This is a genomic window from Amycolatopsis sp. CA-126428, assembly GCF_002904335.1.
Taxonomy (GTDB): Bacteria; Actinomycetota; Actinomycetes; order Mycobacteriales; family Pseudonocardiaceae; genus Amycolatopsis.
Genome location: NZ_PPHF01000136.1, coordinates 187379 through 205537 on the forward strand (window position 1 = coordinate 187379; position 18159 = coordinate 205537).

The following is an 18159-nucleotide window of genomic DNA, read 5'->3' on the forward strand; positions in this document are numbered from 1 at the left end:
GCCGGACGCATCTGGGGCTATAGCGCGGCGGCGAGCCTCGTCCCCTGGTCGATCGCGCGCTTGGCGTCGAGTTCCGCGGCGACGTCGGCCCCGCCGATCAGGTGCACCGGCAGCCCGGCGGCGCGCAGGTCGTCCGCGAGATCCCGCACCGGCTCCTGACCGGCGCAGACGACGACCGTGTCGACTTCCAGGAGCCGGGGCACGCCGTCGACGGTGATGTGCAGGCCGTCGTCGTCGATCCGCTCGTAGGTGACGCCGGTGAGCTGCTCGACGCGCTTGGCCTTGAGCGCGGCCCGGTGCACCCAGCCGGACGTCTTGCCGAGCCCGGCCCCGATCCCGGACTTCTTGCGTTGCAACAGGAACACCTGCCGTGGTGACGGCTCGGGCCGCGGTGTGCCGAGCCCGCCCGCCGCCTGTTCCGGATCGGTGACACCCCATTCCGCCAGCCACGCGTCGAGGTTCAGCGCCGGCGAACTCGTGTGCGTGAGGAACTCGCTGACGTCGACGCCGATGCCGCCGGCCCCGATCACCGCGACCCGCTCGCCGACCGGCTTGCCGTGCTTGACGACGTCGACGTAGGACAGCACCTTCGGGTGGTCGATCCCGGGCAGCGACAGCACGCGTGGCGCGACCCCGGTGGCCAGCACGACTTCGTCGAAGCCGGTGAGTTCGGCCGCGGCCACGCGCTTTCCGAGGTGCAGCTTCACCCCGGTCACTTCGAGCCGCCGCCGGTAGTAGCGGATGGTCTCGGCGAACTCCTCCTTGCCGGGGATCTTCCGCGCGATGCCGAACTGGCCGCCGACTTCGTCGTCGGCCTCGAACAGTTCGACGCTGTGCCCGCGTTCGGCCAGCGCGGTCGCCGCCGCCAGCCCGGCCGGGCCGGCCCCGACGACGGCGACGTGCTTCGACCGCCGCGCCGGCGCGAGCGTCAACGTCGTTTCGTGGCCGGCCCGCGGATTCACCATGCAGGACACCAGCTTGCGCTTGAAGGCGTGGTCCAGACAGGCTTGGTTGCAGGCGATGCAGGTGTCGATCTCGTCCTCGCGGCCGGTCTCGGCCTTCCGGATCCATTCGGGATCGGCGAGGAACGGCCGGGCCAGCGACACGAGATCGGCGTCGCCGCTGCTCAAGGCTTCCTCGGCGACCTGCGGCATGTTGATCCGGTTCGAGGTGACGACCGGGATGGTCACGTGCGGCCTGAGCTTCCCCGTCACCCAGGTGAAGGCGGCGCGCGGCACCGACGTGACGATCGTCGGCACGCGGGCCTCGTGCCAGCCGATGCCGGTGTTGATGATCGTGGCGCCGGCGGCCTCGACCTCTTGGGCCAGCGCGACGACGTCTTCCCAGCGCTGGCCGCCCGGAACGAGGTCGAGCATCGAAAGCCGGTAGACGATGATGAAGTCGTCGCCGGCCTTTTCCCTGGTGCGCTTGACGATCTCGACGGCGAACCGGCGGCGCTTCTCCGCCGTGCCGCCCCAGGCGTCGGTGCGCTTGTTGGTGCGCTCGGCCAGGAACTGGTTGATCAGGTAGCCCTCGGAGCCCATGATCTCGACGCCGTCGTAGCCCGCTTCGCGCGCGAGAGCGGCGCAGTCGGCGAAGGCGCGGATCTGCTGACGCACGCCGTGACCGGTGAGCGCGCGCGGCCGGAACGGGTTGATCGGCGCCTTGATGCTCGACGCGGACACGCTGAGCGGGTGGTAGGCGTACCGGCCCGCGTGCAGGACCTGCAGCGCGATCTTGCCGCCCGCTTCGTGGACGGGCGCGGTGAGCTGCCGGTGCTGCTTGGCCTCGGCGGAGTTCGTCAGCTTGGAGGCGAGCGGCAGCAGCCAGCCGGTGCGGTTCGGCGCGAACCCGCCGGTGACGATGAGCCCGACGCCGCCGCGGGCGCGTTCGGCGTAGTACTCGGCCAGTGCGGGGAAGTGCGCAGCCTTGTCCTCGAGGCCGGTGTGCATCGAGCCCATCAGGACGCGGTTGCGCAGCGTCGTGAAGCCGAGGTCGAGCGGCGACAGCAGGTGCGGGTAGGGGCTCATCGGGCGTCCTCGGGGTGGTGGAGGGCGGTCAGGACTTCGTCGAACCACTCGACCTGGCCCTCTTCGACGCGGATGCCGCCGCGCAGGACCAGGTACTGGTGCAGGTGCCGGTCGGTCAGGGCCGCCGGCGCGGGGAAGTCGCGCTTCTCGATCTGGCGGTAGACGTCGAGGCGTTCGGCGTGCTTCGCGCGGTGCCGGCCGATCTCCTCGGCGACCTTCGCCGGATCGCCGAAGGTCGCGCCGCGGATCTTCACGGCCAGCTCGACCGGCCCGGCGGACGGATCCGGCTCGGCCAGCCAGCGGACGAGTTCGGCGCGTCCGCTGTCGCTGACCGTGTAGACCTTCTTGTCCGGGCGTCCCGACTGCGCGACGACGTCGACGGCCGCCCAGCCGGCCTCTTCCATCCGCTTCAGCACGCGGTAGATCTGCTGGTGGGTGGCGCTCCAGAAGAGCCCGATCGACTTCTCGAAGCGGCGTGTGAGCTCGTAGCCCGAACCGGCGCGCTCGGACAGCGAAACGAGGATCGCGTGCTCCAGTGCCATCGCTGGATCGTCCTGTGCAACTAGTTGCAGTGCAACGAGTCGCGCATCACTTCACCCCGGTAGGGGGATAAAACGGGTCGACTTGACGAGCGGAAAGGCCAGGATGGGAGGGGTGCACCCGGTACTCGAACTGATCTCCGAACGGCTGGCGGCGGGCAGTGTCCCGGGCGAACGCACCGACGGCCGGCGCCTCGCGCTCGCCATCGAGGGTGGCAGCAGCCGCGGCACGTACTCCAGCGGCATGGTCCTGGCGCTGGACGAACTCGGCGTGACACCGGCGTTCGACGCCGTCTACGGCTCGTCGGCCGGCGCGCTGAACGGCGCCTGGCTGCTCTGCGGCCGGTCCTCCACCGGCGTCCGGACGTGGTGGAACCCGGTGGTGATGCGCCGGATCATCAACCCGCTGCACACCCTGCGCGGCCGCGCGGTGATCGACCTCGAATACCTGGTCCACCAGGTCTACTCGGTGCTCGAGCCGATGGACTTCCCGGCGATCCTGGCCAACCCGGTCACCTTCCACCCGCTGGCCACCGACGCCGACACGGGGGAGTCGACCGACCTGCACCCCTTCCTCGACGACGTCGACGCGGTCAAGGTCGCGCTCGCCGCTTCGTCGTGCATGCCGGTGCTGGCCGGGCCGCCGATCCCGATGGCCGGCCGCCGGTTCGTCGACGCCGGCGTGGCCGAGCCCATCCCGTACCGCACCGCGCTCGCCCAAGGCGCCACCGACGTCCTCGTGCTGCGCACCCGCCGCGCCGACGAGCTGCCGGTGCCGCCGCCGCGGATGCACGACGTCGTCGTGCCGCGGTTCCTGCGGCGCCAGGCCCCCGGCGCGATCCCGGCCTGGCAGGACACCTACCGGCGGGACGTCGAGGACGAGGAAACGGTGACCACCGACCCGCGCATCCTGACCATCCGCCCGCCGGCCGGCGCACCGGACGTGGCGGTGCTGGAGCGCGACCCCGAGGTCCTGCGCAAGGCCGTCGACCTCGGCAAAAGCGCTGTCCTCGACGTGCTGGACGGACTGCGCGAAGCCTCCTAAGGCTTGCGCGCGACGCCGCCGATCACCCGCGACTCGGACGGCGAACCGGCGAACACCGTGTGTTCGTCGGGGTGCCACGCCGGGGCGTAGACGAGCCCCGGCTCCAGCATCGGCCAGCCGCCGAAGAAGCGTTCGAACTCGGCCATCGTCCGCAGGAAACCCGGGTTGGTCGTGGTCTCGTAGTACTCGAGCAGGTCGAGCAGCGCCTGCCGCTCGTCTTCGTTCACCGGGTTCTCGTTGGTCATCTGCGACAGCACCAGCAGCGACCCGGGGGCGAGCCGGGCGCGGTAGAACTCGAGCAGCCGATCCGGGTCCTGCTCGTCCTTGACGAAGTGCATGACCGCGTTGATCACCAGGGCGATCGGCTCGCGCACGTCGATGAGGTCCGACGCCTTCACCCGCTCCCAGAGGTCGTCCGGCTGCAGGAAGTCCGCGGCGATGGCGTGGTGGCGCTCCGGGTCGGCGGTGTCGGCGAGCAGCAGCGTCGAGTGGGCCAGCGCGATGGGCTCGTTGTCGATGTAGAGCACCCGCGTGTCCAGCTCGGGGCGGGTTTCGTCGGCGACCTCGTGCACGTTGCCCGCGGTCGGCAGGCCGGAGCCGACGTCGACGAACTGCCGGATGCCTTCGCCGACGCACTGCCGGACCGCGCGGCCCAGGAACTGCCGGCTCGTCAGGCAGTACTCGCCCATGAGCGGCAGCCGGGCGCGGACCTTCTCGGCGAAGTCGCGATCGATCGCGTAGTGGGTGTTCCCGCCGATGAAGTAGTCGTAGATCCGCGCGGCGGACGGCCGGTCGAGACTGCTTGCGACGGCCTTGAGCGCGTCGTCGTGGTTGATCATGACCACCCCTTCGCAGCCCATGCTGCCACGGGAACGATCACGCCGGCGACCACGCCTCCCGACAGGCGTTCACGGACTCCGTCAACCGGTCCAGTTCGGCGCGCATCCGGGCGAGCCCGGCTTCGTCCAGGTTCATCGCCGCGCCGATCACGTCGGGGATGCCCCGCGCCTTCTCGTGCAGCGCCTTGCCGCTTTCGGTCAGGCTGACGCGGACCGAGCGCTCGTCGTCGGCCTGCCGGTTCCGGACCACCAGGCCCGCGGTCTGCAGCCGCTTGAGCAACGGCGAAAGCGTGCCCGAATCGAGGTTCAGCTCGGCGCCGAGCTCCTTCACCAGCCGGTGGTCCTGGTCCCAGAGCGCCAGCATGACCAGGTACTGGGGGTAGGTCAGATCGAGGTCTTCCAGGACGACCCGGTACAGCGACGTCACCGCGCGCGACGCCGAGTACAGCCCGAAGCAGAGCTGGTCGTCCAGCCGCAGCGATGCCATGGCGGCCTCCTCTTCCCTTGGCTGTCCATGGTGCGCGCGATCCGGCTGGTCGGCAACTTAAGTGCCCTGCATCTCATTGAACTAAAATTAGTTGTGCACAACTGAGTTGCGAGCTACCTTCGTGACATCAGCTTCCACCCCGAGGAGGACGACATGACCGCCAACCCGCACAACCTGGCCCTCGAACCGGCCGCGCAGGCGTTCGCCGAGGCCACCGACCAGCCGCCGTACCTGTTCCAGCTGGCGCCGGAGGACGGCCGCAAGGCCGTCGACGGCGTCCAGGACGGCGAAATCGCCATGGCCCCCGCCGAGATCGAGGTGCTGACCGTCCCGGGCGGCCCGAACGGCGACGTCGAGACGCGGATCGTGCGCCCGGCCGGGGTCGAGGGCCCGCTGCCGGTGATCGTCTACATCCACGGCGCCGGCTGGGTCTTCGGCGACTTCCACACCCACGAGCGGCTGGTGCGCGAACTGGCGGCCGGCGCCGGCGCCGCCGTCGTGTTCCCCGAGTACAGCCGTTCGCCCGAGGCGCGCTACCCGGTCGCCATCGAGGAGAACTACGCCGTGGCGAAGTGGGTCGCCCAGCACGGCGCGGAGAAGGGTCTCGACACCTCGCGCATCGCGATCGCCGGCGACTCCGTCGGCGGGAACATGACCGCGGCGCTGACCATCTTGGCCAAGCAGCGCGGCGACGTCACCTTCAAGCAGCAGGTGCTGTTCTACCCGGTCACCGACGCGAACTTCGACACCGAGTCGTACCGGCAGTTCGCCGAGGGCTACTTTCTCGGGCGCGAAGGCATGAAGTGGTTCTGGGACCAGTACACGACGGATCCCGCCCAGCGCGCGGAGATCACGGCGTCGCCGCTGCGCGCGTCGGTCGACGAGCTCGCCGGGCTGCCGCCGGCCCTGGTGATCACCGGCGAAGCCGACGTCCTTCGCGACGAAGGTGAGGCGTACGCGGCGAAGCTGCGCCAGGCCGGTGTGCCCGTCACCGCCGTCCGGTACCAGGGGATCATCCACGACTTCGTGATGGTGAACGCGCTTCGCGAGACGCACGCCGCCGAGGCCGCGATCACCCAGGCCGTCACCGTGCTGGCGCGCGCTCTGGCCGCGTAGTTGAGAAAGCGCTGAGCCCACCGCACGTTGCGGCCCTATGGCGGAGGTCACAAGGTCGCAACGTGCGAGGGGGCTCAAACGTGATATATACGCGAGTCCCGCGATCCGGGCGCGCACTTCTGCCCGCCCGGAAGGACCGTTGTCATGCACCTCAGCAGCATCCGGCTCGACTCGCCGATCACGATGGGCATCGTGATCGTCGTGACGCTGCTGGCGATCATCGCGATCCCGTTGTTCTGGGAGCGGTGGAAGCGCAAGCTGCTGTGGCGCACCGCGACCATCCTCTGCGCGGTCGTGGCCATCGTCGTCACCACCGGCCTGGCCGGCAACATGATCGGCGGCTTCTTCCCGACGCTCGGTTCACTGCTCGGCACCGGCGCCTACGCGGCCAACACCATCGACGCCGAGACGAGCGCGAACGGCGAGAACCTCGAGGTCGTCCGGGAGGTGGGTGCGGCGCACGCCAGGGAGGGCAAGGGAACCGTCGCCCACATGAAGGTGACCGGCCGCCGCACCAAGCTCACCCGCGACGTGACGGTGTACCTCCCGCCGCAGCAGTTCGAACCGGCCTACAGGAACCTCCGGTTCCCGGTCATCGAGTGGATCCCGAACTACCCGTCCGGGCCCGAGGTCGTCACCGACGGGTACAAGCTCCCGGAACACCTCGACGCGGCGATCGCCAAGCGCGTGCTGCCCCCGGTCGTGGTGATCATGCCGGACCCCACGGGCGTCCCGAAGATCGGTCACGACACCGAGTGCGTCGACGAGGTCAACGGCACCGCGAACGACACGTACCTGACGGCGGACCTGCGGGAGTGGGCGCTGCAGAAGCTGGGCGTGGCGGCGGACCGGAAGGCCTGGACCTTCGCCGGCTGGTCGTCCGGCGGCTACTGCGCGATGAACCTGGTGACCCGCCACCCGCAGTGGTACGGCCAAGCGGTCAGCGTCAGCGGCTACGACCGCGCCCAGATGGACGCCGAGACGGAGAACTTGTACAAGGGCCGTCAGGACGTCGACGACGCCAACAACGTCGGCATCACGGTCCGCCTCCACCCGTCCCCGGTGGACATCCTGGCCATCTGGGGCGAGAACGAGAAGTTCGAGAGCGCGGCGGCCGAGCTGATCCGCACCGGCGTCCGGTCGCCGGTCCGGTTTTCGGCGTGGAAGGTGCCGGACGCGGGCCACAACATGAACACCTTCAAGTCCCAGATCCCCGAAATCCTCACCTGGATCGGGGCCCACACGACACCTCCCGCCACGGCGGGCCGGCCGGTCGAGACCACCGGCGGGGTGCAGCCGTGGCCGCTGCCCCGGTCGGGCGCGGCGGGCGGGCTGGCGGACACCGACCAGTGAGCCGGCTCAGCCGCCTCAGTCGCCTCAGCCGCCGCCGAGCAGCGTCGAGGCGACCTCCGTGACCCGCTTCGAGCCGGTCGCGTAGTCGACCTTGGCGGGGTGCTCGGTCAGCACCACGACGATGTAGCGGCCGAGCACGCCCGAGGTGTGCAGCATCCGCGTCGGCCGGCAGCACGACCAGCCCTGCTTCACCGCCCACTGCTGCCCGGCGGCGGCGTCCGGGATGCCGAAGTACTGCCGGAACCCGTCGGACCCCCGCTCGGTCGCGTCCCGCAGCGCGTTCAAGATCGCGGTCGACTTGTGGTCGAGCAGGTACTGGTAGATCCGCACGATGTCCGACGCGGTGATGAGCGTGTCGCCCCAGCGCCCGGGATCCTCCGGCGGCCGGGTGCCGGTGAGGCCCAGCTTCGTGGTCCAGCGCGTGACGATCGCCGGCCCGCCGTAGGCCGACCAGAACCGGCTCGCGAGGTCGTCGTCGCTGCGGGACAGCATCCGCTGGACGTCCGCGACGGGACCGCCCTGCTCGAGGACGGAAAGCGCGATCAGCAGCTTCACGAGCGAGGCGGAGGTGTACGCGCGGTCCGCGCGCACGGAGGTGATTGCCGCGCCGCGCTCCCGATCGAAGACCACGGCGCTGACTTCGCCGTCGCGCACGATCTTGTCGAGCGCGGCGGCGGTCACCTTGACCGGCTCCGCCTTGGCCGCGGGCGCCGGCGTGGCGGACGGCTCACTCTTGGTTTTGGGTGCCGGGGACGGCGTCGAAGCCGGCGTCGGCGTCCCGGACGTCGGTGTGACGAATTCGGTGACCGCGATGGGCTGAGGCGCCGCGGCGGAGCTGTGACGTGCCGTCACCACCACCGCGCCGATCGCCCCCAGGCACAGCCCCACCAGGAAGATGCCGCTCAGCTTGCGCATGATCCGGATTGCCGGAACGGCCGTGCGCTGTTCGCCGGAAGGGGCCGGTTTGTGGGATAGCTCTCGAACCAGGCCCGATCCGGGAACGCACCGGGGCCCTGCGGGCAAGCAGGATCGTTTCGCTCACCGTGTTCGCGGGGTACCTGAGGGCGGTGACGGTCGTCACCACCCGCTGGGAAGGACTGGAGTCATGGTTCACGCGAAAGGCGCACGCATCCGGGTCCGAGGCCTGCAGCCGGCGCAGGTGCTGGCCGGACTGGCCGGGATCGCGTTCCTCGTCGTCGGCATCATCGGATTCACAAGGACCGGCTTCGGCAACTTCGCCGGGCACCACGACGCCGGGTTCTGGCGGTTCTCCGCCAACCCGCTGATGAGCTTGGTCCGCGTCGTGACCGGTGTCATCGGCCTGCTGTTCGCGTTCGGCTCGGGCCGCGCGCGGACGTTCGGCTGGCTGCTGTTCATCGGTTACGGCCTGCTGTTCGTGTGGGGCCTCATGATCGACGGCCTCATTTCGACCAACCCCTTCGCCAACGCCGGCAACCCGCTGGACGTCCGGCGCGCCGACACGTGGCTGCACCTCGGTGTCGCCGCGCTCGGCCTGCTGATCGCGGTCCTGCCGGCCCGCCGCACCATCCTGCTGCCCGAAGACGAGACGGTCGACGAGCCGGCGGTCGCCGAGCAGCGCACCGAGGTGATCGACCGGACCGGCCGCACGGACCGGACCGACTACGTCGAGCCGGTCGACCACGCCGACCGGGTCCACACCGACCGCGTCCAGACCGACGAGGTCACCGAAGAGCCGCGTCGCCGGTCGTTCCTGCGTCGTGACCACAAGGGGCGAGGCCCGGAGGTCACTCACGAAGAGCGTCCGCCGGGCCTCGCCCACTAGGAAGGGTTTTCAGTAGGTGGTGCCGGTGCCACCGGAAGTGTCGTTGCTGCTCCCAGTGTTGCTGTTGGCCGCCGGAGCCTGGTTGGCGGCAGTGCTGGGAGTGGTTCCAACCTTGCATCCGTTGGGCTCGATGACGAACCAGGTGCCGTTGACGCCCATGCCGTTCGCGTCGCCCGGCTTCAGGTCCTTCGAGAAGTTGTAGACCGGCCAGCCGCCGACGGTGACCTGCTCGGTGCCGTCCTGGCGCTTGATGCTGCCGAGCAGCTTCGAGTCGATGCCCTGCAGTTCGACCTTGCCCTTCGACAGGACCGGCGGCCAGGTCTTGGCGCAGTCACCGTTGCAGGCGGAGGCCTTCTTCTTGGTGTCCTTCGTGAACAGGTAGAGCGTCATGCCGTTCTGGTCGACGATCGCCTCGCCGAGGCCGTCGATGTTGCTGGCGCTGAGCTTGACGGCACCGGATTCGGTGCCGCCCGCCGCGGCCTGGCCGGACTTCCCGCCCTTGGCGTTCGCCGCGTACCAGGCGCCACTGACGCCCTGGCCGGTCGCGTCGCCGGGCTTGGTGTCCTTGGCGTAGCGGTAGAGCGCCCACCCGCCGACGGTGATCTGCTCGGTCCCGTCGGAGCGCGTCACCTTCCCGACCAGGTTCTTGTCGACGCCTTGGACTTGCACGTCCCCGGTCGCCAGCATCGGCGGCCAGGCCTTCGCGCAGTCACCGTCGCAGTTGGACTTCGGCGGCTTCGCGGTGTCCTTGTCGAACCGGTAGAGGGTCATGCCGTTCTGGTCGGTGAGCACCTGCCCGAGGTCGGCGACGTCCGCGACGACCAGTTTGCCTTCGTTCGACGCCGGAGCAGCGTTGCCTACCTGGCCGTTGGCGGCCTGGCCGCCTCCGGTGCCACCGGCCGCCGCGGGAGCGACAACCGGCTGAGAAGCGGTCTCGGCACCCGAGCAAGCGGTGAGCACTGCCAGCCCGGCTGCCGCCGCGGCGACGGAGACGGCGATGCGCGTGCGAAGCATGGAAGTTCTCCTTGTATCCGTTGGGGTTTCCCGCCGCTCGGTGCGGCTGCTTGATACCCACTACACGGACCCCCGCCGAGGGCGGTTCAAAGAATTTTCCGGCTACTCCGAACGGCCCGTCGCCGGCTCGTCACCGAGGGCGCGGTCGACCAGGGCACCCGCCGCGCCGGTGTAGCCGGCGGGGTCGAGCAGCTCGTTCAGCGCGGCCGCCGTCAGCACGCCGGCGATGGCGGGCAGCTCGTCCAGCACGTCCCGCAGCGGCCGGTCTTCGCGCACCGCCCGCCGGGACGCCTCGCCGAGCAGTTCCTTGGCCTTCGCCTTGCCGAGCAGCGGCGCGAGCACGGCGGAGAGCCGTTCGGAGACGATCAGCCCGTGCGTCGACGCCAGGTTCGCCCCCATCCGCCCGGGCACCGCGGTGAGCCCGCGCGCCAGCTCGGCGGCGGTGTGCGCGGCACCGCCGGTCAGCCGCAGGCACTCGCGGACCAGCTGCCACTCGGCGTGCCAGACCCCGGCCGACCGTTCGTCTTCGGCGAGCATCGCCTGCGTGACCCCGGCGGCCAGCACGGGCACCTGCAGCGCGGCCGACCGGATCAGCGTCGCGAGCACCGGGTTCCGCTTGTGCGGCATCGCCGAGGAACCGCCCCGCCCATCGGCGGCCGGTTCGGCGACCTCGCCCAGCTCGGTCCGGCTGAGCGTCTCGACGTCGACGGCCAGCTTCCCCAGCGCCCCGGCGGTGAACGCCAGCGCACCGGCGAGGTCGGCCACCGGCGTCCGCAGCGAGTGCCACGGAAGCACCGGAGCGGCCAGCCCGGTCTCCTCGGCGAACGCAGCGGTCAGCCGTTCCACGTAGCCGCCGACGTCAAGGCCGTCAGCCGTCTCGTCGGCGAGGCGCGCGTACTCGACGTACGCCGCCAGCGTTCCGGCCGCTCCACCCAGCGAGACCGGCAGCCCGCCGTCGAGCAAGCGCCGGATGCGGACGGCCGCGTCCAGCACCAGCTGCCGCCAGCCCGCGGCCTTGAGCCCGAACGTCGTCGGCACCGCGTGGGCCGTCAGCGTCCGCCCGGCCATGGTCGTGTCCCGGTGCGCGCGGGCCAGCCCGGCCAGCGCCTCGGCCGTGGCGTCGAGGTCGGCGGCGAGCGGCCGCAGCGTCCGGTCGGCGACCAGCATCATCGCGGTGTCGAAGATGTCCTGGCTGGTCGAGCCGCGGTGCACGTACTCGGCGGCACCGGGCGCGAGCTCACCGACCGCCGACGTCAGCGCCTTCACCAGGCCGACGACCGGGTTCGCGGTCGCCCGCGACCCGCGCGCCAGCTCGGCGACGTCGATCCGCGCCTTGCCAGCGGCCTCCGTGATCGCGTCGGCCGCCTCCGGCGGCACCGTCCCGAGCCGCGCCTGCGCCCTCGCGAGCGCCGCCTCGGCGTCGAGCATCGCGCGCAACCAGGCCTCGTCTCCGGTCGACGCTTCGGCCGGCGTACCGGCCCGCACCGGGGACAGGAGTCCGGAATCGGGGTCGACGGTCATGGCGTCAGCATCGCACGCGGCCGCCCTCGCCGACGGCCGCACGATCGGGTCTGGCACGCTCATCCGCCATGACCAGCGCTCCGTCCGCCGAGGACACCGCCGGCTCCGAAACCCGGGCCATCGCCGCCGAGCGGCTGACCTTCTTTTCGGACGCCGTCGTCGCCATCGCGATCACGCTGCTCGCGCTCGAGCTGCCACCGCCGGAGGGCGCCACCAGCGCCGAGCTGCTGCGGTCACTCGGTCATCACCAGTCCGAATATTTCTCCTTCCTGCTCAGCTTCATCGTCATCGGCGGCCACTGGCGCGCCCACCACCGCCTGTTCAACTACGTCACCACGCTCGGCGGCGGGCTCGCCCGCCTCACCTTCGGCTGGCTCCTGATGCAGGTGATCATGCCCTTCGCCACGAAGGTGATCGCCGAAGACGGCGGGTTCGAATTCCGCTTCGTCTTCTATGCCGTCGTGCAGGTCATTGCGCTGACGCTGTTCCTCCTCATGGCCTGGCAGATCAAGCGGAACCACCTCTACCGCGCGGACACCCCGCCGGAGCTCTTCGGCAAGGTCTACCGCGGGATCGGCGCGATGATCGCCGCGTTCGCCATCTCGATCCCGGTCGCCTTCTTCACGCACTGGGCCTACACGTGCTGGATCGTCGTTCCGCTGGTGGTCAGACTCCTTTCCCGCTTCCGCCGCCGGGCGGCAGCGGCCTGAGCCGTCATTCGCCGGTCTCGCCGTCGATCCGCTCCCGGATCAGGTCGGCCTGGCCGATGTGGCGCGCGTACTCGCCGATCATCCGCAGCATCACCCAGCGCAGAGTGAACGGTTCGCCGGTGCTGCGGCGAATGCCGGTCTGCTCCAGTGAGGCGGCCGCGACGATCTCGCGGGAGCGCGCGCATTCGGCGTGCCACAACGAGAACGCCTCGTCGACGTCGCCGCCCAGGTCCGTGAAGTCCTGCTCCGGGTCGTCGTCGGAGTAGTACAGGTTCGGGAGGTCCTCGCCCGAGAACTGGATCCGGAACCACCAGCGTTCGCAGCCCGTGAGGTGCCGCAGCAGCCCGTGCAGGGTCAATGTGGACGGTGGCACCGAGCGTTCGGACAGCTGCGCCGGGTTCAGGCCCGCGCACTTCAGCTCGAAGGTGCGCCGGTAGTACTCGAGGCTTTCGGTGAGCGCCCGGCGCTCGTCAGCGATCGGTGCCGGGTCGGTTCTGGGGCCGGTCAGGCGGTGCGGAGCCGCCACCGGGGTGGTGTGTTCGGTCATGTGCGGAGCGTGCCACGGGGGTCCGACAATTTTCGGTTCGCCGCCGCGGTCGGTGACCGGGCAACCGCCGTGAAACCCCAGTTCAAGCACGGTTTCACGAACCCGGTAACGAATTTCGGGGTGCGCCGATCTGATCTTCGTCACCCCTGCTGCGCACGCCAGATTCACCGGTCGGAGCGGCACCCCTCGGTTCGGAACCAGGAGATCACACTATGCAGCGAACCGGACGAAGAGCCGCCGTGCTGGCCGCGCTGGCGGCCGCGGCCCTGGGCGCGTCGCCCGCCGTCGCGTCCGCGGCCCCGCCCGCGAGCACGATCGACGTCAGCGCGACCACCGTGCGCGCGGGCACCACGTTCACGGTTACGGAGCAGTTGACCAACCCGACGGACTTCACGGTCACGGGCGCGAAGGCGGCGCTCTACGTCAAGGAGAAGCCGATCGCCGACGTGGTGGACCTGGTCTCCTGCGCCGGGGCGATCGCGCCGTGCGCGCCGTACCTCAGCAGCTTCCGCGGCGGCGTCGGCGACCTGGGCGCGGGCGAGAGCCGGACGGTGACGTTCACCCTGCGCGTCAAGGACGACGTCGCGCCCGGCCAGTTCACGCTCCAGCACCAGTTCGCCGGCGACAACTACGCGTTCGCCGTCGAAGACGGCCCGGCCGTCACGATCGCCCCGCCGGACGAAGCCGACGTCAAGGTGGCGCTGACGGCCACCTCGCGCCCCGGCCTGGTGGCCCAGGTCGAGTACGTGATCAAGGTGTCGAACACCGGCCCGGCCACGGCGACCGGCGTCCGCGTGACGGCCACCCCGGGCAGCGGCCGCACGGTCGTTTCGGCGACGGGCTGCACCCGCTCGGGCGCGACGCTGACCTGCGCGATCGGCACCCTGGCCCCGGGCGCCTCGGCCACGGCGAAGTTCACCTCGGAAGGCGGCTTCTTCGCCTGGGGAGCGTTCACGACAACGGCTCAGCGAGCAGCGAGCGCCCCGGCCGACCCGGAGGCGGCCAACGACAAGGCGTCGAAGAAGTGCACTGCCTACACGGGCCTGTTCGTCCAGTGTTGACGGCGTGACGCGCGGGACCGTGGCCGGGTCCCGCGCGTTCGTTTTCGTTCGTCCAAAGAGGATCAGAGCGCGAAGGCGGCCGAGCACCCCCGGCGCCGCACGGCATCGGCGGTCTCGTCGGCGGCCTGTCCGGTGGTGTCGATGACGTGCCGTTCCAGCTCGCCGAGTCCGGCGAACGCGCCGTACATCCCCTTGAGCGGTTCGACGTCGGTGAGCTGAGGCGCGTCGCGGGCCATCCCCCGAGCGAGGGTGACTTCGAGGCTGGGCCGGAGCACGACGTAGTAGAGGTCCAGACCGTCGCGCCGCGCGGCGTCCCGGTGAGGATCAGCAGCGAACCAGGCATGGACGCATCATGGCCAGCGAGCTGGCGAAGAACCAGTCTCGACCTTCCCGTCAGCCTCAGCCGCACCCGGCGTGCGAGGGCCCGACCGGGGCCTGGCTAAACTGGCGGCACGGGCCGTTAGCTCAATTGGTAGAGCTGCGGACTTTTAATCCGTAGGTTCTGGGTTCGAGCCCCAGGCGGCCCACTCAAACTCCCTGGTCAGCGGCCTGTCGGTCGCCACCGGTCAAGACAGGCTCCCCGGATTTCACGGAGCACCGCAGGACGTTGTTCGGGTCCCGCAGCGTGCCGGTCGTGCTGGCGAAGATCGGGCTCGCCAGTGGCCGGCCATCTGCCTTCGCCTCAGCCCACCGCCGCTCCCGCAGGGCCAGCGCCCACGAAGGCAGGGGGAGCGCGCATGCGCCTACGGCTACAACGGCGACGGTCTGCGCACGACCAAGAAGGTCGGCACGACCACCAGTACGTTCGCCTACGACACGGTGGACGGGCTGCCGCTGTTGCTGGCGGACGGCACCAACTTCTACCTCTACGGTCCCGGCGGCACCCCGATCGAGCAGATCGGCGCCACCTCCGGTACGCCCACCTACCTGCACGCCGACCAGCTCGGCAGCGTCCGGATGCTGACCGCGGCGGACGGAACCGTCGCCAACACAGCCACCTACACCGCCTATGGCGTGCGAACATTCGCCAACGTCGGCGGCGCGACGACGCCATTCGGCTTCGCCGGCCAGTACACCGACGCCGAGAGCGGCCTGCTTTACCTGCGAGCCCGCTACTACGACCCGGCGACCGGGCAGTTCCTCACCCGCGACCCGGCATCGTCGCCGCTGCCGGCGGCCGAGGTGCACGCCGGTGTGTCCGACACGTGGTCGGGTCGTTCAGCATTCCGAAGGTCTGGGACTGGCTGACGAATCTGTTCGACTGAGATGCTTCGCCGGTGACGCGGGAGAAACGTCGATGAGCCCTCATGCGGAAATGGGGATCGTTTTACTGGCGGTCTGCGCTCTCTTGGTGACGACGGTGTTCGTCGGGCCCGGTGGCGGGAGAAGACCGGAGGTCTCGGCCAAGTGCCGCCGCCGGCCCCGGAGTACGCGCGCCGGATCACGCGCTGCGGGACGAGGACTACGACCTCGTCCTGCGGGGCGGGGCCATCGTCAACGGCGTCAGCGCGACGTGGCCGTTCGCCGTCCTGCTGGTCAGCCGGGACCAGATCGAGCTGCGCGTCCGGGTCCTGGTGCCGATCCGGATCGCCCGCGCCGAGGTGACCGGCGTGCGTCGGGTGCGTGGCCTGTACAGCCGTGGCTTCAAGTTCCGGACCGAGTCGGGCCGGTTGGACAAGGTGAGCTTCTGGCCCGTGGGCAAAGCCGCGAAACAGCTGGCCGAGCTCGGCTGGCAGTGAAACGGTCGATCATTTCCGTACCGCTTCCGGTGGCGGCGGCCGCCTCGGCCGCCGTCACCGGTGCTTCAGCTAAGCGCTTTCAGAGTGCGGACTGGAAGAAGACGTCCTGGGTGAGCTGGGTGATCCGGCCGGCGGAGTCCTGCCAGGACAGCGTGGTCGGCTCCAGGGTCAGCACCACCACGATCTTGCAGTTGTTCGCGCCCACCGTGCCGCTCGTGTGCATGGCGCGGCTGGTCAGGTCGATGTCCTGGGCGCTGAACGTGCCCTTGGCGCCGAGCGTGCCCTCGCCGCTGGACGCGATCGCGGTGGCCGCCTTGACCTCCGGCGAATTCAGCACGCGCAGGGTGCGGGCGTTGGTCTCCGTGCATTCCTGGCCCGGCGCCGGCGCGGCGCCGAAACCGGACCAGCCCTGCTTGACCGCCTTCGGCCCGGGCACCGCGCTCGGCAGGCCGAACGACTGGTCGAAGCCGTCCGAACCACACTTGGTCGACTGCGCCAGGTTGCCCATGATGAAGTCGCGGTACTTCGGGTTCGCGTCGTGCAGGATGTACTGGTAGGTCTTGGCGATGTCCGCGGCGCTGATCGCGGTGTAACCCCACTTGCCGCGGGCGGCGGGCGGTGCGGTGTCGGTGAGACCGAGCTTGGTGACCATCCGCTTGACGATCTCGTCCCAGCCGTCGCGGACCCACAGCGTGCTGGCGGCGTCGTCGTTGCTGGAGCGCAGCATCGGCTCGAGCAGCGCCAGGTCGTCGGCCGGGATTTCGTAGTCGGGGCCGCGCGATTCGAGGTAGTCGAGCGCGATGAACAGCTTGACCAGCGAGGCCGAACGGTACTGCTTGTGCTCGTCGGAGGCGGAAACGGTGCCGGTCTCCTGATCGACGACGATGTAGCTGGCGGTCATCCCCTCGGGCAGGTCCACCGAAGACGTCGCCGCCGAAGCCGGTGCGGCCGCCATCGCCACACTTGCCACGACACCGGTCGCGATCGTTGCCAGACGTCGGATTTTCCCCACTTTTACCACCCAGATTTCTAGATCAACTTCGTCCGGGGGCCCACCCTATCGGGTTAATCGTGCTGGTGTCAGGAAATCTTGGGGCAGCATGCCCGCCACGTCGTACCCCAGCAGGTATTTCCACGCGCCGCCCGTGAACCACGCCCCGCGCCACCGCCGGTTCGGTGAAGGCGTGGATCGTCAGCAGCACCAACGGAATCGGGTACACCCACGCTGCCCAGCAGCTGCATCCAAGGCTTGGCCAGGTAATGCAGCGTCTCCGCTGCGCCAGCTGGGCGGTGCCCTGGATCGGTGGCGCGGTCACCGACGCGGACAACGACGTCAGCGGGACGCCGACGGCGAAGCCGGCGGTGCAGATCCCGGTGGGCTTGGTGCCGCAGGTCAGAACGTGACGATCCCGATCCTGGCCGAGGTGCTCAACACGGGCACCGACACGACTTGTCGCGGACCGACACGCCGGGTCTCGGCGCCGACGGCGTCGGAGGAGCGATGAGCCTGTTCGGCAGCGGGTCGGCCGACGCCATCGGCAAGGCCACCGGTGCCCTGGACTCGGTTTCGGGCCGGACGTTCGGCGGTCTGCCCGCCGGTGTCGCCGGAGCCACCGGTCACCAGGCGCGCAGTGACGTTCCGTCGCTGCCGGACCTGCTCGGTGGCGGTCTGCTGCCGCAGCTCAAGCCGCCGCAGGTCGCGCTGCCGGGTGTGCCGACCCAGCAGTGATCGGCCGAGCGGGAACCTGGGCCCTGGAGCGAACCGCTCCAGGGCCCTTCGCCGTTAGGGTGGCGGGCATGGACGCGACCAGGTGGCTCATCGTTGTCCGGCACGCGAAGTCGGACTGGTCGGAGGGCCTGCCCGACCACGAGCGGCCCCTCGCGCCGCGCGGCCTCCGTGACGCGCCTCGGCTCGGCCAGTGGCTCGTGGACGAGGGGCACGTTCCCGAGCTGGTCGTCTGCTCCACCGCGCGTCGCACGCGGGAAACCTGGCTGCGCGTGAGCGACGAACTGCCCGTGCCGCCGCCCGTCGAGTACGACGAAGACCTCTACGGCGCCGACGTCCCTGAGTTGCTGAACGCCGCCCACCGGACGCCGCCCGAGGTCACCACGCTCGCGCTGGTCGGGCACGAGCCTGGCGTCAGCGATGTGACGCTGCACCTCGCCGGGCACGGGGAAGAGACGCTGCCGGTCCAGACCAAGTTCCCCACCGGCGCCGCGGCGGTGCTCGCGACCACGGATCCCTGGGACGCCCTCCGCACCGCCCGGCTCGTCGCCTTCTTCCGGCCGCGCGACTTCACCGCCTGAGGGTCCTTGGTTTGGCCCAAACATTGCTTCTTCTATGTTCACATGCG

General features: G+C 70.3%; 21 protein-coding genes and 1 tRNA gene. 12 read left to right on the plus strand and 10 right to left on the minus strand.

The window, feature by feature from the left end; genetic code table 11:
- Window positions 1-17: 17 nt before the first annotated feature.
- On the minus strand, window positions 18-2030 hold the full coding sequence (locus C2L58_RS33895) for an NADPH-dependent 2,4-dienoyl-CoA reductase (RefSeq protein ID WP_103341727.1): 2013 nt from the start codon (window positions 2028-2030) through the stop codon (window positions 18-20).
- A complete protein-coding gene (locus C2L58_RS33900; RefSeq protein WP_103341728.1) occupies window positions 2027-2572 on the minus strand; it encodes a PadR family transcriptional regulator in 546 nt (181 codons plus the stop codon). The genes C2L58_RS33895 and C2L58_RS33900 overlap by 4 nt, the downstream gene beginning before the upstream one ends.
- A 103-nt stretch (window positions 2573-2675) precedes the next feature.
- Here C2L58_RS33900 and C2L58_RS33905 point away from each other — a divergent pair, with 103 nt between their 5' ends.
- Complete coding sequence (locus C2L58_RS33905; protein ID WP_233226081.1) at window positions 2676-3614, plus strand: patatin-like phospholipase family protein; 939 nt, start codon at window positions 2676-2678, stop codon at window positions 3612-3614.
- Here the strand turns inward: C2L58_RS33905 and C2L58_RS33910 are convergent.
- Both C2L58_RS33910 and C2L58_RS33915 read right to left on the minus strand, forming a co-directional pair.
- Complete coding sequence (locus C2L58_RS33910) at window positions 3611-4453, minus strand: SAM-dependent methyltransferase (RefSeq protein WP_103341794.1); 843 nt, start codon at window positions 4451-4453, stop codon at window positions 3611-3613. The genes C2L58_RS33905 and C2L58_RS33910 overlap by 4 nt on opposite strands.
- A 37-nt stretch (window positions 4454-4490) precedes the next feature.
- Entirely contained in the window at window positions 4491-4940 is a 450-nt protein-coding gene (locus C2L58_RS33915) for a MarR family winged helix-turn-helix transcriptional regulator (RefSeq protein ID WP_103341730.1), read from the minus strand.
- A 153-nt stretch (window positions 4941-5093) separates the two neighbouring features.
- Here C2L58_RS33915 and C2L58_RS33920 point away from each other — a divergent pair, with 153 nt between their 5' ends.
- A complete protein-coding gene (locus C2L58_RS33920) occupies window positions 5094-6056 on the plus strand; it encodes an alpha/beta hydrolase (protein WP_103341731.1) in 963 nt (320 codons plus the stop codon).
- A gap of 144 nt (window positions 6057-6200) precedes the next feature.
- On the plus strand, window positions 6201-7409 hold the full coding sequence (locus C2L58_RS33925) for an alpha/beta hydrolase (protein ID WP_103341732.1): 1209 nt from the start codon (window positions 6201-6203) through the stop codon (window positions 7407-7409).
- 24 nt (window positions 7410-7433) lie between these two features.
- On the opposite strand, the gene C2L58_RS33930 is transcribed toward C2L58_RS33925, so the two are convergent.
- Window positions 7434-8324 carry a hypothetical protein gene (locus tag C2L58_RS33930; RefSeq protein ID WP_103341733.1) on the minus strand — a complete coding sequence of 297 codons (891 nt, stop codon included), beginning with the start codon at window positions 8322-8324 and terminating at the stop codon, window positions 7434-7436.
- A gap of 190 nt (window positions 8325-8514) precedes the next feature.
- On the opposite strand from C2L58_RS33930, the gene C2L58_RS33935 reads away from it, so the two are divergent.
- Entirely contained in the window at window positions 8515-9213 is a 699-nt protein-coding gene (locus C2L58_RS33935) for a DUF4383 domain-containing protein (RefSeq protein WP_103341734.1), read from the plus strand.
- Window positions 9214-9222: 9 nt separating this feature from the next.
- Here C2L58_RS33935 and C2L58_RS33940 read toward each other — a convergent pair whose 3' ends face one another.
- Window positions 9223-10227 carry an SCO0930 family lipoprotein gene (locus tag C2L58_RS33940; protein WP_103341735.1) on the minus strand — a complete coding sequence of 335 codons (1005 nt, stop codon included), beginning with the start codon at window positions 10225-10227 and terminating at the stop codon, window positions 9223-9225.
- Between the two features lie 102 nt (window positions 10228-10329).
- The gene (pcaB, locus tag C2L58_RS33945) at window positions 10330-11748 is read right to left on the minus strand and encodes a 3-carboxy-cis,cis-muconate cycloisomerase (RefSeq protein ID WP_199191587.1); all 1419 of its coding nucleotides are present in this window, start codon (window positions 11746-11748) and stop codon (window positions 10330-10332) included.
- A 68-nt stretch (window positions 11749-11816) separates the two neighbouring features.
- Between pcaB and C2L58_RS33950 the strand changes: the two genes are divergently transcribed.
- Window positions 11817-12458, plus strand: a complete 642-nt coding sequence (locus tag C2L58_RS33950; RefSeq protein ID WP_103341737.1) for a TMEM175 family protein — start codon at window positions 11817-11819, stop codon at window positions 12456-12458.
- Window positions 12459-12462: 4 nt separating this feature from the next.
- On the opposite strand, the gene C2L58_RS33955 is transcribed toward C2L58_RS33950, so the two are convergent.
- Complete coding sequence (locus C2L58_RS33955; RefSeq protein WP_103341738.1) at window positions 12463-13005, minus strand: DinB family protein; 543 nt, start codon at window positions 13003-13005, stop codon at window positions 12463-12465.
- Between the two features lie 212 nt (window positions 13006-13217).
- Between C2L58_RS33955 and C2L58_RS33960 the strand changes: the two genes are divergently transcribed.
- Window positions 13218-14066, plus strand: coding sequence for a DUF11 domain-containing protein (locus C2L58_RS33960; protein ID WP_199191588.1), 849 nt, complete (start codon window positions 13218-13220; stop codon window positions 14064-14066).
- A 62-nt stretch (window positions 14067-14128) separates the two neighbouring features.
- On the opposite strand, the gene C2L58_RS33965 is transcribed toward C2L58_RS33960, so the two are convergent.
- Complete coding sequence (locus C2L58_RS33965; RefSeq protein ID WP_233226082.1) at window positions 14129-14302, minus strand: hypothetical protein; 174 nt, start codon at window positions 14300-14302, stop codon at window positions 14129-14131.
- A 218-nt stretch (window positions 14303-14520) separates the two neighbouring features.
- Between C2L58_RS33965 and C2L58_RS33970 the strand changes: the two genes are divergently transcribed.
- The 3 genes from C2L58_RS33970 (at window position 14521) to C2L58_RS33985 (ending at window position 15805) form a co-directional block, all read left to right on the plus strand.
- A tRNA-Lys gene (locus tag C2L58_RS33970) sits at window positions 14521-14593 on the plus strand.
- A gap of 292 nt (window positions 14594-14885) precedes the next feature.
- The gene (locus C2L58_RS33980) at window positions 14886-15314 is read left to right on the plus strand and encodes an RHS repeat-associated core domain-containing protein (RefSeq protein ID WP_233226083.1); all 429 of its coding nucleotides are present in this window, start codon (window positions 14886-14888) and stop codon (window positions 15312-15314) included.
- A gap of 128 nt (window positions 15315-15442) precedes the next feature.
- Window positions 15443-15805, plus strand: coding sequence for a hypothetical protein (locus tag C2L58_RS33985; protein ID WP_233226084.1), 363 nt, complete (start codon window positions 15443-15445; stop codon window positions 15803-15805).
- Window positions 15806-15884: 79 nt separating this feature from the next.
- Here C2L58_RS33985 and C2L58_RS33990 read toward each other — a convergent pair whose 3' ends face one another.
- Window positions 15885-16760 carry a hypothetical protein gene (locus tag C2L58_RS33990; RefSeq protein ID WP_233226085.1) on the minus strand — a complete coding sequence of 292 codons (876 nt, stop codon included), beginning with the start codon at window positions 16758-16760 and terminating at the stop codon, window positions 15885-15887.
- A gap of 305 nt (window positions 16761-17065) precedes the next feature.
- Between C2L58_RS33990 and C2L58_RS50915 the strand changes: the two genes are divergently transcribed.
- From C2L58_RS50915 to C2L58_RS34005, 3 genes are all read left to right on the plus strand, one after another.
- Complete coding sequence (locus tag C2L58_RS50915; RefSeq protein WP_233226086.1) at window positions 17066-17209, plus strand: hypothetical protein; 144 nt, start codon at window positions 17066-17068, stop codon at window positions 17207-17209.
- A gap of 46 nt (window positions 17210-17255) precedes the next feature.
- Complete coding sequence (locus C2L58_RS34000; RefSeq protein ID WP_233226087.1) at window positions 17256-17534, plus strand: hypothetical protein; 279 nt, start codon at window positions 17256-17258, stop codon at window positions 17532-17534.
- Window positions 17535-17602: 68 nt separating this feature from the next.
- Window positions 17603-18112 carry a SixA phosphatase family protein gene (locus C2L58_RS34005; protein WP_103341741.1) on the plus strand — a complete coding sequence of 170 codons (510 nt, stop codon included), beginning with the start codon at window positions 17603-17605 and terminating at the stop codon, window positions 18110-18112.
- The last annotated feature ends 47 nt before the right edge of the window (window positions 18113-18159 follow it).

What these genes read in the sequence shown, in the direction of transcription:
- C2L58_RS33895 (WP_103341727.1), bottom strand. Translation starts at nt 2,030, where the DNA reads ATGAGCCCCTACCCGCACCTGCTGTCGCCGCTCGACCTCGGCTTCACG.
- C2L58_RS33900 (WP_103341728.1), bottom strand. Translation starts at nt 2,572, where the DNA reads ATGGCACTGGAGCACGCGATCCTCGTTTCGCTGTCCGAGCGCGCCGGT.
- C2L58_RS33905 (WP_233226081.1), top strand. Translation starts at nt 2,676, where the DNA reads ATGGGAGGGGTGCACCCGGTACTCGAACTGATCTCCGAACGGCTGGCG.
- C2L58_RS33910 (WP_103341794.1), bottom strand. Translation starts at nt 4,453, where the DNA reads ATGATCAACCACGACGACGCGCTCAAGGCCGTCGCAAGCAGTCTCGAC.
- C2L58_RS33915 (WP_103341730.1), bottom strand. Translation starts at nt 4,940, where the DNA reads ATGGCATCGCTGCGGCTGGACGACCAGCTCTGCTTCGGGCTGTACTCG.
- C2L58_RS33920 (WP_103341731.1), top strand. Translation starts at nt 5,094, where the DNA reads ATGACCGCCAACCCGCACAACCTGGCCCTCGAACCGGCCGCGCAGGCG.
- C2L58_RS33925 (WP_103341732.1), top strand. Translation starts at nt 6,201, where the DNA reads ATGCACCTCAGCAGCATCCGGCTCGACTCGCCGATCACGATGGGCATC.
- C2L58_RS33930 (WP_103341733.1), bottom strand. Translation starts at nt 8,324, where the DNA reads ATGCGCAAGCTGAGCGGCATCTTCCTGGTGGGGCTGTGCCTGGGGGCG.
- C2L58_RS33935 (WP_103341734.1), top strand. Translation starts at nt 8,515, where the DNA reads ATGGTTCACGCGAAAGGCGCACGCATCCGGGTCCGAGGCCTGCAGCCG.
- C2L58_RS33940 (WP_103341735.1), bottom strand. Translation starts at nt 10,227, where the DNA reads ATGCTTCGCACGCGCATCGCCGTCTCCGTCGCCGCGGCGGCAGCCGGG.
- pcaB (WP_199191587.1), bottom strand. Translation starts at nt 11,748, where the DNA reads ATGACCGTCGACCCCGATTCCGGACTCCTGTCCCCGGTGCGGGCCGGT.
- C2L58_RS33950 (WP_103341737.1), top strand. Translation starts at nt 11,817, where the DNA reads ATGACCAGCGCTCCGTCCGCCGAGGACACCGCCGGCTCCGAAACCCGG.
- C2L58_RS33955 (WP_103341738.1), bottom strand. Translation starts at nt 13,005, where the DNA reads ATGACCGAACACACCACCCCGGTGGCGGCTCCGCACCGCCTGACCGGC.
- C2L58_RS33960 (WP_199191588.1), top strand. Translation starts at nt 13,218, where the DNA reads ATGCAGCGAACCGGACGAAGAGCCGCCGTGCTGGCCGCGCTGGCGGCC.
- C2L58_RS33965 (WP_233226082.1), bottom strand. Translation starts at nt 14,302, where the DNA reads ATGGCCCGCGACGCGCCTCAGCTCACCGACGTCGAACCGCTCAAGGGG.
- C2L58_RS33990 (WP_233226085.1), bottom strand. Translation starts at nt 16,760, where the DNA reads ATGGCGGCCGCACCGGCTTCGGCGGCGACGTCTTCGGTGGACCTGCCC.
- C2L58_RS50915 (WP_233226086.1), top strand. Translation starts at nt 17,066, where the DNA reads ATGCAGCGTCTCCGCTGCGCCAGCTGGGCGGTGCCCTGGATCGGTGGC.
- C2L58_RS34005 (WP_103341741.1), top strand. Translation starts at nt 17,603, where the DNA reads ATGGACGCGACCAGGTGGCTCATCGTTGTCCGGCACGCGAAGTCGGAC.